This is a genomic window from Cytobacillus gottheilii (assembly GCF_018582665.1).
In the GTDB taxonomy this organism is placed as follows: Bacteria; Bacillota; Bacilli; order Bacillales; family Cytobacillaceae; genus Cytobacillus; species Cytobacillus gottheilii.
Window position 1 is genome coordinate 3,499,752 of sequence record NZ_CP071709.1, and the last position, 14,348, is coordinate 3,514,099.

The 14,348-nt window shown below is 39.0% G+C and carries 13 protein-coding genes; 3 read left to right on the forward strand and 10 right to left on the reverse strand.

Going from position 1 to position 14,348, the window contains the following annotated elements; translation table 11 throughout:
* Positions 1-53: 53 nt before the first annotated feature.
* The 3 genes from pepV to J1899_RS17260 all read right to left on the reverse strand — a co-directional run bounded on the left by pepV (position 54) and on the right by J1899_RS17260 (position 3,457).
* Positions 54-1,472 (reverse strand): dipeptidase PepV, encoded by a 1,419-nt coding sequence (pepV, locus tag J1899_RS17250; protein WP_214475457.1) that lies wholly within the window; start codon positions 1,470-1,472, stop codon positions 54-56.
* Positions 1,473-1,560: 88 nt separating this feature from the next.
* Positions 1,561-2,751 carry an ABC transporter permease gene (locus J1899_RS17255; RefSeq protein WP_214475459.1) on the reverse strand — a complete coding sequence of 397 codons (1,191 nt, stop codon included), beginning with the start codon at positions 2,749-2,751 and terminating at the stop codon, positions 1,561-1,563.
* The gene (locus J1899_RS17260) at positions 2,744-3,457 is read right to left on the reverse strand and encodes an ABC transporter ATP-binding protein (RefSeq protein ID WP_066442954.1); all 714 of its coding nucleotides are present in this window, start codon (positions 3,455-3,457) and stop codon (positions 2,744-2,746) included. Before J1899_RS17260 ends, J1899_RS17255 begins: the two co-directional genes overlap by 8 nt.
* 231 nt (positions 3,458-3,688) lie before the next feature.
* Here J1899_RS17260 and J1899_RS17265 point away from each other — a divergent pair, with 231 nt between their 5' ends.
* Positions 3,689-4,174, forward strand: a complete 486-nt coding sequence (locus tag J1899_RS17265; RefSeq protein WP_214475460.1) for a hypothetical protein — start codon at positions 3,689-3,691, stop codon at positions 4,172-4,174.
* Between the two features lie 251 nt (positions 4,175-4,425).
* On the opposite strand, the gene opuFB is transcribed toward J1899_RS17265, so the two are convergent.
* From opuFB to J1899_RS17280, 3 genes are all read right to left on the reverse strand, one after another.
* Positions 4,426-5,943, reverse strand: coding sequence for an osmoprotectant update ABC transporter permease/substrate-binding subunit OpuFB (gene opuFB / locus J1899_RS17270; RefSeq protein ID WP_214475463.1), 1,518 nt, complete (start codon positions 5,941-5,943; stop codon positions 4,426-4,428).
* Positions 5,936-6,892 carry an ABC transporter ATP-binding protein gene (locus J1899_RS17275; RefSeq protein WP_214475464.1) on the reverse strand — a complete coding sequence of 319 codons (957 nt, stop codon included), beginning with the start codon at positions 6,890-6,892 and terminating at the stop codon, positions 5,936-5,938. Before J1899_RS17275 ends, opuFB begins: the two co-directional genes overlap by 8 nt.
* 403 nt (positions 6,893-7,295) lie before the next feature.
* Positions 7,296-8,603 carry a M48 family metallopeptidase gene (locus J1899_RS17280; protein WP_066442951.1) on the reverse strand — a complete coding sequence of 436 codons (1,308 nt, stop codon included), beginning with the start codon at positions 8,601-8,603 and terminating at the stop codon, positions 7,296-7,298.
* A gap of 412 nt (positions 8,604-9,015) precedes the next feature.
* On the opposite strand from J1899_RS17280, the gene J1899_RS17285 reads away from it, so the two are divergent.
* A complete protein-coding gene (locus tag J1899_RS17285; protein WP_066451410.1) occupies positions 9,016-9,237 on the forward strand; it encodes a DeoR family transcriptional regulator in 222 nt (73 codons plus the stop codon).
* A gap of 75 nt (positions 9,238-9,312) precedes the next feature.
* Here J1899_RS17285 and J1899_RS17290 read toward each other — a convergent pair whose 3' ends face one another.
* Together J1899_RS17290 and J1899_RS17295 are read right to left on the reverse strand one after the other, a co-directional pair.
* Entirely contained in the window at positions 9,313-10,029 is a 717-nt protein-coding gene (locus tag J1899_RS17290) for a pseudouridine synthase (RefSeq protein ID WP_066442950.1), read from the reverse strand.
* Between the two features lie 22 nt (positions 10,030-10,051).
* Positions 10,052-11,665, reverse strand: a complete 1,614-nt coding sequence (locus J1899_RS17295; protein WP_214475466.1) for a putative polysaccharide biosynthesis protein — start codon at positions 11,663-11,665, stop codon at positions 10,052-10,054.
* A gap of 541 nt (positions 11,666-12,206) precedes the next feature.
* Here J1899_RS17295 and J1899_RS17300 point away from each other — a divergent pair.
* Entirely contained in the window at positions 12,207-13,466 is a 1,260-nt protein-coding gene (locus J1899_RS17300; RefSeq protein WP_214475468.1) for a BaiN/RdsA family NAD(P)/FAD-dependent oxidoreductase, read from the forward strand.
* Positions 13,467-13,502: 36 nt separating this feature from the next.
* Here J1899_RS17300 and J1899_RS17305 read toward each other — a convergent pair whose 3' ends face one another.
* Together J1899_RS17305 and J1899_RS17310 are read right to left on the reverse strand one after the other, a co-directional pair.
* Positions 13,503-13,685 carry a sporulation protein Cse60 gene (locus tag J1899_RS17305; RefSeq protein WP_066442947.1) on the reverse strand — a complete coding sequence of 61 codons (183 nt, stop codon included), beginning with the start codon at positions 13,683-13,685 and terminating at the stop codon, positions 13,503-13,505.
* Between the two features lie 231 nt (positions 13,686-13,916).
* The gene (locus tag J1899_RS17310; RefSeq protein ID WP_214475470.1) at positions 13,917-14,216 is read right to left on the reverse strand and encodes a rhodanese-like domain-containing protein; all 300 of its coding nucleotides are present in this window, start codon (positions 14,214-14,216) and stop codon (positions 13,917-13,919) included.
* Between the last annotated feature and the right edge of the window lie 132 nt (positions 14,217-14,348).

The window sequence follows — 14,348 nt, forward strand, 5'->3', positions numbered from 1 at the left end:
TGCCAACACCCTTTAAAGCACTAAACTTTCTGCTATCTTAACAGCCTATTCTCTTATTTGGCAAGCTCAAAAATAGCATGAGCATAAATCGCGGCAGCCTTTACCAGATCATCAATATACATATATTCATCCTTTTGATGGGCAATGTCTTCTCTTCCAGGGAAAAGCGGACCAAAGGCAACTCCAGATTTTAACGACCGTGCATATGTGCCGCCGCCGATTGAAAGCAGCTCCGGTTCTTCCCCTGTCTGTAATTGATACACCTTTTTGAGTGTTTGAATAAGAAAATCATCTTCAGCAACATGATGAGGTTTTGAATCTGAAAAATTTTCAATGGCAAACTGATTTTCTTCTAATAGCTGGTCCAGTTTTTCTTTTGTTTGATCCATCTCATTCGTAACAGGGTATCTAACAGTTAAACCAAGACGGCCGCCATCTTCTTTTGTATAAGAGAGTTTTCCAACATTAACGGTTAATTCGCCTGTGATATGATCCTCAAACGCGATTCCAAGCTTTTTCCCGCGTGAATCGCCGCAGAAATAGCGGTTTGTAAATGTAATAAAATGCTGAGATTCTGCATCAAGCTGAATACCCGCAAGGAAATTAGCCATCAGCAAACCGGCATTCTTCCCATTTTCAGGCTCTAATCCATGAGCAGATACGCCTTGAAGTTCTAAAATTAACATTCCATTATCCATATAATATTTACCTTCTAGATCTCCATCCCGAAGAAAATCAGAGTACTTTTGCACAATCTCGGTTGGTTCAAAGTGGATCAGCAATGAAGCCTTCGCAAAATCAGGGACCATATTATATCTCAAGCCTGAATGAAAGCTGTTCACTTCTGCCTGAACATTTTCAGCTTCCTTCTGTTCCTTTTTCAGCTGCACAATATCGAAATCGGAGATCCCTTTCTCCGCATAAATGATTGGAAAATCAGCGTCTGGTGCAAATCCAAGTGTTGGCATTTCTTCATGCTTAAAATAATGATCCACACAGCGCCAATTGCTTTCTTCATCTGTGCCTATAATCATGCGAACTCTTTTGGAAAGAGGCAAGTCCAATTCCTTCACAATCTTCATCGCGTAATAAGCTGCCATTGTTGGTCCTTTATCGTCAATTGCTCCTCTGGCAAAAATTTTGCCATCACGAATTTCAGCTCCAAAAGGATCACTTGACCACCCGTCACCTTCTGGAACAACATCCACATGACATAGAATTCCGACGATCTCTTCTCCTTCTCCAAACTCTAAATGGCCTGCCAGATTGCCGACATTTTTGGCTGTAAAGCCGTCCTTTTCACCAAGTGTCAGCATGAAATCCAGTGCCTCTTTTACCCCTTGTCCAAGCGGCGCATCTTTCGCTGCATTTTCTTCGTCCAGCACACTTTTAATTTGCAGAAGACCTTGTGTATCCTTAATCAGGCTTTCTTTTCGATTATTAACTTCCTTGTTCCAGTCAAGCACATTCATGATTCATCCTCCTCGAAATCTTTATATGTATTTTTTATAGGTTTTTCATTCTCATCACATTATAAAACAAAACGATGAAAATAGTTGATTATTGCATTTGATACAGTATAGAGAAAGAGGAATATATAAACAATCCCACTGAGGAGATTCCGATCAGCAGCAAAATCGCAATAAAGTATAAAATCAAAATCGTTCTTTTTCTTGCTTTAAAGTAATCATCAGCTTCTGTATATTTCTTTGTAATTGGATTAACCTGAAAGACTTTATCCCAAACAGACTGAAGCCATGTATACATCATGAACAAGTAAGCGAAAAAGATAATGGATTTAATCCACATCGGCGGTATAACAACTATAGCGGCCGCACCAACGGACGTCATCTGAAAATAACTGAGCCAATAAGAGAAATTACGTATAAATGCCTTTATAAATAGTTCTATAAACCCATTTGCCTTTGTTCTCTTTTGGAACATCCTTTTCGATCTTCTAAATAAAAGAGGACGTTTCCTTTTTGTGATGACAGGCTTCTCTACATCCTGCGAAATGGTAAAAATCATATTTATACCTGAGTTTTTGCTGTCTTGTCCCATCTTGATGTCATGATCAATCGTTGAAATGCGCAGCAGCGCCCGATAGGAAACGATCACACTGCCAACCAGCAGGATAAGACTCAGACCAGCCAGTGCAAAATTCAACAGGTCTCCACCCACAAATAGAGAATAGGCACCCAGATGTATTCCGCCAAAAACAGCAAATAAACATATTCCTGTGAACATGCCGATCCAGCGGCTTTCTATCCTTTTCCAATAATATTTACAAATTAGGATCGTGGAGCGAAATGAAAATAAATAGAAGAATAATAAAAAAATTAGCCCGCTCCCAATATTAAATTTCAGAATAAGAATGGGTGAGAGAATAATCAGTATAGCAATTGTGCTCAAAGCCTCTGCTGCCAATGAATAACCATAGCCAAAAACTTTTACACCCAGAAAAAGCTTTCTTTTTTTCACTAAAAACAATTTATCTGCTTCTTCCACATATGTCTGAATATTGCCGTACCACGACAGCAGGAATAAACCGAAAAAGAAGATTGATAGAGGGAGAGGCTCTGCCCATGATGGCGTCTCCTGCCACCATGAAATATATCTAAAAATACCAATAAGTATGACTGGTATGATGATATAAACAACAACAGTCCAATCTGCCACAGTTCTCCAGACTTTGCGTTTGTATCGCTGGTTTTCCCTCAGTCTTCGAAGAAAAATACTGCTGCTATTCATTGGACTTACCCTCCGCTATTTGGTGAAAACAATCAAAGAGAGAAGCATTCGGCAAACTGCACTGCTCTCTTATGTCTGCCAATGTGCCTTCCGCCTGCAGCTGTCCTTCATGAATCATTAAGAAACGGTCACAAACCTTTTCTGCTGTATCCAAAACATGTGTTGACATTAAAATTCCCGCGCCTCTTTTTCTTTCTTCTTCGATCGATTCAAGAAAAAGTTTCATTGCATTAGGATCTAATCCGATAAATGGCTCATCAATAATATAAATATCCGGGTCTGTGATCATCGATAATACTAATATAGCTTTCTGCTGCATTCCCTTTGAATATTTTCCAGGAAATTCATGGGCATGCTCTGCTAATTTATATTGCTGCAGCAATTTATTCGCTTTCTCTTTATATGTGCGATCATCCAGTCCTTCTACTGCTGCAACAAAATCAAGGTGCTCCCATAATGTTAATTCATCGTAAAAAATGGGCCGCTCAGGAATGTAAGAATACGTTGCATTTTCTTTAAATAATATTTCTCCATCTTTATAGGGCAAGAGTCCAAGCAGTGTTTTAATGGTTGTACTTTTTCCAGCACCATTTGGTCCAATCAGTCCGATGAGCTCGCCCCTCCCGATTGCAAAGTCAATATCCTTTATTTTTGCTTCATCTTTTTCATAGCCAGCAGCTCTAATATTTACTTGTAATAGATTCATTCATTTCCCTCCCTATCATTTATACGAATTAGAAAAGAAATGGTTTTGGTAAATTTGTATTTTTAATAATAAAAATGCAAAATATAGTAAAATGAGATAATAATTAAAAGGAAGGTGACATTCATGGGAGAACAAACATTTACAATCAGACTGGATACTCCATATACACTTAACTTTTTACTATTTTTACAGAATATATATGTGAATCATAAGGAAGGGGAAAAAGGTTACTTGAAATTTCCTTATATCCCTCAGCTCAAATATCTTGCCGAGAATTTTGAAAATGAGCTGTCGGAACTTTGGGATAAAATAAACTTGCGACTTTCAAAAGATCCTGGCAATGCGGAAGATATTGAGATTTTCCACAATGAAAGCTGCCTATTTTACGAGAAGCTTTTTTTGAACAATCCAGAAAGCTTTCAGGAATACAAAAAAGTCTTTAAAGGATTTCAAACCTGGTGGGAAAGTGTGGCAGGGAAGTTTTCTATTGAACTTGCAGCTTCTGGGTTAAGCCATAACTTATTTCATGAGTTGACTGCATGCTTCGATACCAGCAAAATTATGCCTAAAAATCAGCTAAAGATAAGTGTTCTTTATGATGACTGGCAATTTGAAAGAAAAACTTATTCCTATTATGAAACTATTTCTATCATAGATTTTGCAGGTGTTCGAGGCTTTTTGATTCAAAGATTACAGCACTGCATTCAAATGAAGTGAAGATGAAATGTTAAGCATTTCACTCCAATTCCACCTCCGCCGCGGGGTCTCACCCTTTCCTCTATTTCCCTCCGGAGTCGAGATCCTCCGCTCCATTTCACTCATGTTAAAAAGATATATTTTAAAATAACAAAAAAACTGAATGATTAGAAAGATGAACTTCCTAACCATTCAGTTCTATGGTCGTGTTAAATACTTATGTCCATGCCACTTTAGTTCTCAAGATCTTGTCTGTTTCTTAATATAGCCTACTATTCCAACAATCCTTCACTTTTTAAGTAATCCTCAGCTACTTCCTCAGGGCTTTTGCCTTCCACATTCACTTGGTAGTTCATTTCGCGCATTTCAGCATCTGTGATTTTGCCAGCTAGTTTGTTTAATGCATCAACCACTTCGGGATAAGCTTCTGCTGTTTCCTCTCTCAATAGAGGTGCTCCCTGATAGGGTGGAAATAGTCCTTGATCATCTTCCAGCACTGTTAAACCATATTGCTCGAGTTCACTGTCTGTTGAATAGGCATCAACCATATTGATTTCTCCATTTTCAACAGCCTGATAACGAAGCTTCGGTTCCATTGTTATGACTTCTGGAAACTCGATGCCATATAGCTCCTGAATGCCCAGATATCCATCTTCCCGGTCTGCAAACTCTAATGTGAAGCCTGGTTTAATCTGCTGCTGCACAGGAATGACATCTGAGATTGATGTGATTCCATATTGATCGCTCACCTCTTTGGGAACTGCCAGTGCATACGTATTGTTATAGCTCATTGGCTCTAATAAAGTCAGATTATATTGTTCCATCATGCCTTCTTTTGCCTGTTCATACACTTCTTCTCCATCTGTGCTCACTGCCGTTTCTTTCAGGAATTCTGCAATCGCTGTACCCGTAAATTCTGGATACACATCAATATCTCCCGATTGCAAGGCATTAAATACGAAAGAAGTTTTACCAAAACCAGGTTTTAACTCGACCTGGAGATCTGTTTCATCTTCAATCAGCAGCTTATACATATTTATAAGGATTTCTGGTTCAGCACCAAGCTTCCCCGCGATTACAAGATCACTTTCTTCCTCAGCAAAAATTAGAGGTGAAAGAATAATTAATAGTGCTGCTGCAGCCATAATGGCAAAGGCAGTGACAGACTTTTTAAAGGATAATAGCTCAATTTTTTTCAAGATAAAATCAAAAAATAAAGCTAACAGTGCTGCTGGTACAGCACCTAAAATAATGAGCAGGATATTGTTTCGGTCAATTCCAAGCAGTATAAGATCTCCCAGACCTCCTGCACCAATTAAAGCAGCCAAAGTGGCTGTTCCAATAATCAGGACCATTGCCGTTCGAATTCCCGCCATTATAACCGGCATTGCAAGCGGAAGCTCAACTTTTCCAAGTCTTTGATATGTATTCATACCCATGGCACGTGCAGCTTCCAAAAGGGAAGGATCGACTTCTTTTAAGCCTGTATAGGTATTTCTTAGAATTGGCAGCAGTGCATATGCAACCAGTGCAATAATGGCAGGTACACGGCCGATGCCAAATAGCGGAATTAATAAACCAAGCAGAGCAAGCGATGGAATGGTCTGCAGAACTGCCGTTATCCCAATGATGCTTTCGGCAAGTCTCTCTTTCCGTGTTAAAAAGATTCCAATCGGAATTGCCAGCAATACTGCAAAAAAGAGCGCGATAAACGAAATTTGCATATGTTCAATCAGCGCTTGAAGAAGCTCTCCCCTTCGATCTGAAAATACATTCATAAAATCATTCATTTAAGCTTCCCCCCTTTACCGCAACACTCGCCAGGTAGGCAATAACTGCCTGCCGGTCAATGTAACCGAGTGCTTGATCATCTTCTATTATGACAACCTGCTCATCCTCTTTTAAGGTATGAAGAAGCTCTTGTATCGTAAATCCTGTATGTATTTTCCTAACAGTCGACAGCTCTATTTCTGGAGAAAGCGGTGATAGAAGCTCTTCCAAATTGATAGGAGTTTCATCATTACTTCTGCCAATAAAGCTTTTTACAAATTCATTTTGCGGTGCATTCAGAAGTTCTTCTGGTGTGCCGATCTGAACCATCTTCCCTTCATTCATAATACCGATGCGATCGCCAAGCTTCAGAGCTTCGGATATATCATGTGTAACAAAAACAATTGTTTTCTTTATCGTTTTTTTCAGCTCTAAGAGATCATCTTGAAGCTTTTCCCTGCTAATCGGATCCAGCGCACTGAAAGGCTCATCCATTAAGATCAGCTTCGGATCCGCTGCCAAAGCACGCGCCACCCCGATTCTCTGCTGCTGTCCGCCAGAAAGCTCATTAGGCTTGCGGTCCTTAAATTCCTCTGGGTTCAATCCCACCATGGCCAAAAGTTCTGATATTCTTGCTTGTATATCCTGCTCATTCCATTTTTTTAGCTGAGGTACAATGGCAATATTCTCTTCAATCGTCATATGCGGAAACAGAGCAATCTGCTGCAGCACATAGCCGATATTGTAACGCAATTTATGTATATCATAATCAGTTATTCTTTTATTATCGATCAAAATGGTACCGTCAGACGGATCAATCAAACGATTCATCATCTTCAGTGTCGTTGTCTTCCCGCAGCCGCTCGGTCCAATTAAAACAAAAAACTCCCCCTCCTCAATGGCAAAATTGAGATCATTCACAGCTACAGAACCATCATATTGCTTTTTAACATCCTCAAAACGGATCATCACTCACAGCCCCTTTAATATTTAACACACATGAAAAAACAGGGACCCATGCTTGTGCTTTTCATACATAAATGTAATATGATCAGCCATCCCCTTATATTTTATAAGTATGATCAATTGTTTCTTCCTATATGTCATTCTATATTTACTCTATCACTCTTAAATGGATTGCAAAAATGTAAAGCCTGCAGACTAACCAATTCCACAAAAATGATAAATGAATAATGTATCCAAATCTTCATAAAGTGAATTTTTTTCTTGCTAACTAACTTGTTTATAATTCTTTTATCCTTATTACTATTTTTATAAACGTCAGAAGGTACAAACTAATTTCTATATTAGTTTTAAACTGCATAAATAAAGAAAAAGCCAGAGGAATTCCCCTGGCTTTCTGTATGTTGTTTTAATCGTTTGCGAGCAAGGCAGCGACATCATTATATCCATATTCCATAGCATAGTCATATGCTGTAGAACCCGAAGCGTCGATGTAGGCTGAGTCGGCGCCATAGTTCAGAAGTTGTTCAGTCAGTTCCGCGTTGCCATTTGCAGCAGCAGTAATTAATGGAGTAGAATCTGTATAATCTACTGTATCAGGATTTGCACCAGCTTGAAGAAGCACCTCTGCAGCTTCAAGATTATCTCCATATACAGCCCAATGCAGAACAGAAGTATCCTCAGAGTCCACAGCGTCTATATCCTCCCCTTCCTCGATTAAAGTGAGAATGGAAGCTGTATCATTATTAAAGGCAGCATCCATAAGGGGCGTAACGCCTTCAACAGGGATTTCTTCTCCAGTAAAACTATAATCCTCTTCATATAAGGAATCCGAAAAGAGATCGAGCTTTTCCAGTTGGCTTATTGAAAACCAAACTGCAACACTTAAAAGAATGAATACAAAAAATGAAATAATGACTCCAATAACAACCTTGCCTTTTGATTCTTTTAGAACAGGCGTCATTTCACTCGAGAAGAAACGTGACAAAGCATATAATCTTTTTGGCAAATGCGGATGAGTTGAGAGTTTTTCATTTAACCAGACAAAAAATCCGCTTTCAGTTTCCAGTTGCTTCATATATGCTTCTTTGTTTACTTTCGGATACAAGCTGGAACCAATGGCAAGCATCGTAAGTGCGTCCTTAGCGGCTTCATATGATTGTACATAATAAGCAGCATAGCGATCACAAGTATATTCACAAGCACGCGAATAAGCTGTCCCCAAGAACGGCACCCACATGGCTGGTAAAATAAGCGTATTGACCAGCACATGGTTTCTCTTTAAGTGGGCGAATTCATGTGCCATCACAAACAGTACTTCTTTCTCCGCGCCTCTTTCTGCCATCTCAAAAATACTGGAATATAAAACAACCATATTTCTTCTGAAAAATCTGGTGGCAAAAGCATTTAAAACGCCTTCTGACTCCATAACATAAATATCAGGAACAGATTTCAGTTCCATATCTGCAGCCGTTTGTGCAGCCAGCTCATATAATCTTGGAAACTGCTCCTCACTAAGCTTTACGGCATTCCTTCTAATACCAGCCATCATAAGACCTTGAAGAAAAACAGAAAGCAAAAGTAAAACGACTATAATTGCTATACCTATGATTGAAACAGCAAGAAGCACATACGTTAAAATACTGAATAATATTACAAGTGCAAAATAAATATTTTCCTTAGGATGCACTAATTGCTGACGTAATGATTGATCCATACCATTCTCCTTCTATCATTTTTTTACAATACTTATCGATTATAGAATAATATACAGCAGATGGAAATAGTGTTTTTTAATTACTTTTTACATTATCCTGACAACATATTTTCCGAAATTTTCAGACATATTTTAAGCCTCTCCAGCCATATAGATGTATTAGAAGGACATTGAGAGGAGGTTTCAGCAAGTTTTGTTAAAATTCGATTAATATTTTGCGTCTAAGTGGAAATTATCAGACAATGAGGGTACAATTAGGATAGTAGTACGACATCTTAGATTGTGTGACATTTTGTAAAGGGGTTGTCTGAGGAAAAAAACTACATATGCTTGAAGGACACGTTTCTTCTTTGAAGGCTGTCGGTTGCAGAAATTTTGCCATTGGTTTGAAAAATGGATAGGGAGTGGTTTTTTGAAACCTTCGACTAACCGGATGTTAAACCGTATCAAATCCGTTTACATGTTTATCAGCAAACACGGAACTGTAACAACTCAGGAGCTTGTAGAGGAATTTGGTATAACACCTCGAACGATACAAAGAGACCTTAACGTCTTGGCCTATAACGACTTAGTTAAAAGTCCAAGCCGGGGCAAATGGACGATTACACAAAAGAAGGTGAAGATGTCATCTTAAGCATCACAACACATAAATTATAACCATAAAAAAATCGCCTAAATGGATAGGCGATTTTTTCTGCATTCCTATATATTACGATTCGTACGATAATAGCAATTCAAGCTCATCATCCGTTAATTCCCGATATTCACCAAGTTCTAACGAAGGATCAAGCTCAAGCGGTCCCATTGACATTCTTTTCAAATACATCACACGTTTTCCAACCGCTTCAAACATTCTTTTCACTTGATGGAATTTTCCTTCTGTGATCGTCAGTTCAATATCCGAAGTAAGACCAGATTTTAATATTTTTAAGGTGGCAGGCTTCGTTTCATAGCCATCATCTAAGATGACACCTTTTTTAAAGGCTTCCTGGTCCTCTTCTGTTACTTCAGAGTTAATGACAGCAAAATACGTTTTTGGAACATGCTTTTTTGGCGATAAAAGTTTATGTGAGAGCTGACCGTCATTAGTCAAAAGAAGTAAACCTTCCGTATCCTTATCTAAACGGCCTACTGGAAAAGGAGAAAAAACAACATCTTCTGCTTCTAAAATATCAATGACCGTTTCATGCCGGGTATCCTCTGTAGCAGAAATAACCCCTTGCGGCTTGTTCATCATCAGATAGATATATTCCTTATATTCTACTTGTTCTCCATGAATCATCACTATATCATTCTCAGGGTCCACATGCTGTTTTCCGTCTTTAACAGCCACCTCATTAATGGTTACAGAACCATTTTTCAAAAGCTTCTTTACATCCTTACGGCTTCCGTAGCCGAGATTTGCAAGCATCTTATCAATTCTCATGAAACTGATCCTCCTTCCTCCATTATTTTAATTTCAATTTGCTTAACAGACGATCGACTTTGTCACCAAAGAGGAAGTACACTAGTCTCGATTTAATTCCGAGGTAAAAATAAACTCCCGATCCGATTACACCGCAAAGGATTACAATCATAACAGACTGAGCAACAGACTCTGGTGATAAAAAGATCGTTAACACTTTATATAAGAAAAACGTAATAGCTAACATAATGCCTGTAAAAATAACAATTAGCAGGCTTCTTCTAAAAACGAATCGAAAACGGTATCCAGAGAATTTCTTTATCACATAGAAATTAATAGTGATAGCTGTTAAATAGCCAATAGCAGTTGCATAAATGGCCCCCTCTGTTTGCATCCAGCTGATGAAAGGGACATTCAGGCTCAGCTTGACTAAAATTCCAACCAGCAAGCTTAAAACAGTAAATCGCTGCTCATTGATTCCCTGCAGAATAGCTGCGGTCACAGAAAACAATGCGAATAAAACAGCAACCGGAGCATATTTACGCAGAATTGCTGCACCTTCTATATCTGCTGTATAAAATAGCGTATAAACAGGTTCTGCCAGCAAAGCGACACCAACAGCTGCAGGCAATGTCAGAAAGAGCATAACCTGTAAGCTTTGATTCATCTGCCGATTAAGTGAAGCCTGATCTTCATCCACAAATGCTTTTGTGATACTTGGAATCAGTGTTAGCGAGAACGAAATCGCCAGTGTCACTGGAATGATAACAATTTTATGGGTTTCAAAGTTTAAAATGTTCAAAAGATATTCTGATTCATTTATATCAATTCCAATGCCATCCATAGTTCTATTAAACGTCATCAAGTCAATCAGCTGAAATAAAGGATTAGCAACGCCAACAAAGATGAATGGAATAGAATAAATAATGATTTCTTTGTACATGTCCCTTAGGGAGATATCTGCTGTCCCCCTATCATGCTGCAGCAGCTGATCCAAATGCGGCTTTCTTTTATACCAATACCAGAATAAGACGAAAAGACCGCCAATTCCTCCAATAAATGCTGCAAATGTAGCGACACTAGCCGCCTCCACAATAGATCCATCCATCATGTAAAGTACAACATAAGCTCCGCCAAGCAAGAAAACAATACGGACAATTTGCTCCACTACTTGTGAAACCGCAGATGGCCCCATAGACTGATGCCCTTGGAAAAACCCGCGAATTAAGCTCATAAAAGGAATAATAATAAGCGCAAAACTGACTGCACGTATAACTGTTACCGTTTCCTCAAGCTTCTGGTTCTCTTTTGCATCGGTAAACACTGCCGCAAACTCAGGAGCAAAATACATAAGGATCGCAAACCAGATGATCCCGCTTGCCAGCATAACCCAAATGCCTGATTTAAACAGCCGCCTGCCGACTGAGTATTCTTCAATAGCATTATATTTGGCAATAAACTTAGAAATAGCAAGAGGAATACCAGCGGTGGACATACTTAGAAAAATCGTATAAGGAACATATGCGTATTGATAAAGGATCGTTCCCTCAGGCCCTACAATACGAGAAAATGGGATCACATATAATAACCCCAGGAGCTTAGAAACAAAAGTACCAAGTGTTAAAATAAACGTACCGCGCAAAAGCTTCGAAGACATAAAACCCCTACCCTTATCAGAAAAGCGGAAGCGCCTTGCTCAGCCCCGACAAGCATAAGGCAAGATGGCTAGAAGGTTTGTTCTTTAACCTTCTGGACAGATTGACTTATGACCTCGAGGGGCTAGGCGCTGCAGCTAGACACTGTTTTTTAAGAAAAGCGGAAGCGCCTTGCTCAGCCCCGACAAGCATAAGGCAAGATGGCTAGAAGGTTTGTTCTTTAACCTTCTGGACAGATTGACTTAGACCATAGAGGGGCTAGGCGCTGCAGCTAGACACTGTTTTTTAAGAAAAGCGGAAGCGCCTTGCTTCGTGTTTCTTAGTTATAATCAAATAAACTTGGCCAATAGCCAAGTGTAATTTCTAAACATGCATAAATCTAGTGCTTCCATTTTTTTTTGGCACACTATTTGTAGTGTACTCTTCTTTTTTACAGAATGCTACTTTCAACTGGAAATTTCCTTCTTTATTTTTATGATTGTGACAAATAAAGTATAATAAAACATGTTGCATATAACGAATCAAAATAAGTTGGTGGATAGAATGAAATTTGACGTAATTGTAGTTGGCGGAGGACCATCTGGTTTGATGGCCGCAATTGGAGCAGCTGAGAACAAAGCAAAAGTGCTTCTTATAGATAAAGGTGAGAAACTTGGAAGAAAGCTGGCGATTTCTGGTGGAGGGCGCTGTAATGTAACAAACAGACTGCCCGTCGATGAGATTATTAAGCATATTCCCGGCAATGGAAGGTTCTTGTATAGTGCCCTCAATATCTTCAGCAATGAAGACATTATCGCTTTCTTTGAGAACCTGGGGATTCGCCTAAAGGAAGAAGATCATGGCAGAATGTTTCCTGTCAGTGATAAAGCACAATCTGTTGTTGACGCCCTTCTTAATAGGTTGAAAGAGTTAAATGTACAAATAAAAAAGAATAGTCCCATTAAAGATATTCATTACAAGAATGATTCTGTTCAATCAGTCGAGCTTCATAGCGGCGAAATTTTTGAGACTGAATCTATAGTGATAGCTGTTGGAGGCAAATCTGTCCCTCATACAGGATCAACCGGAGATGGTTATGCTTGGGCAGAAAAGGCTGGGCACACCATCACAGATCTTTTTCCAACAGAAGTACCGCTCACTTCGTCTGAATCTTTTATTAAAGAGAAAACGCTGCAGGGGTTATCTCTTCGAAGTGTTGCATTAAGTGTATTAAACCCTAAAGGCAAAGCGCTGATTACACATCGAATGGATATGCTTTTCACCCACTTTGGCATCAGTGGTCCAGCCGTTCTGCGCTGCAGTCAATTTGCTGTTAAAGCTATGAAAAAAGAAAAAGGGCCCGTGACGATGAGTATTGATTGTATGCCCGATGTAAAAGAAGAGCCTCTCTTTCAGGATACAGTAAGAAAAATGAAGGAAGAACCGAAAAAAATTATTAAAAACACACTTAAAGGTTTTATTCCGGAAAGATATTTGTTATTCCTTTTAGAAAAAAGTGAAATTGATCCTGCAGAACAAAATGCGACCATTTCAAATGAAAAGATCCGCACATTTATTAAGAATGTTAAATCCTTTCAATTCACAGTTAACGGCTCCTTGCCGCTGGATAAAGCATTTGTAACTGGAGGCGGAGTATCTGTTAAAGAAGTCGAACCGCAGACAATGGCCTCTAAGAAAATGAATGGATTGTATTTTTGCGGAGAAATTCTAGATATACATGGTTATACCGGGGGCTACAATATTACGTCAGCTCTTGTTACAGGCAGACTTGCAGGGACAAATGCTGCTTTATTTTCAAGGTAACCATTAACAAGCATAAATGGCCTAATGAATAATTCATTAGGCCTTATAAATAACCATTGCTGAAAAACAATAGATTTGTTCATCATCTTCCTCTTGAACAGCCGCCACATTATACTTTATATCGAGCAGCTTTTTTTCATCCATCTTCTCTAAGAACTTATTCATTTCAACCTCTAAATCCTTTTCATGTTCATGATCAAATAGTTTTACTTTAATCATTTGACCTCTCCCTCATTTGCCTTTTTTCCTCATTATGGTCAAAATTCAAACATAGTATTCTATTGTTTAACGAATATCACATTCCAAGAAATCAAGATGATTTATATTTAACATTTCCTATCTAACTTGCAATTACTAGCTTTTGGCTGGATTGGCTAGACCATGAGGTCCCTAGCGGCTTGGAGCTAGACATAAACAAAGCACCCAAGTCAGTTTGGGTGCTTATGCTATTTATTCAGTTTCGCCGCTCCAGTCAAGCATGCCGCCTTTCATGTTGACGACCTTATAGCCTTGGTCCTGCAGGTAATGACAGACATTAGCGCTTCGTCCGCCAGAACGGCAGATAAAGATATATTCCTTTTCTTTGTCAAACTGATCAAGATTTTCAGGAATTGTCCCCATACGAATATGTTTTGCGCCAGGAATTATTCCCCCGGCAACCTCTTCATCCTCACGCACATCAATCAATTCAAGCTTTTCACCAGCTTTAAGCTTTTGTTCTAATTCTTCTGTTGTTATTTCTGGAATCATTTCACATACATCCTTTCTATTGCCGATTTCACTATTCCTATAGTAAAGAAAACTTGCCGACTGGCAAGCCTGCAAGGCACAGCCAGAGGCTTAGTTGCACTTATACTACATTCCTAAATGAGCCACAGCGCC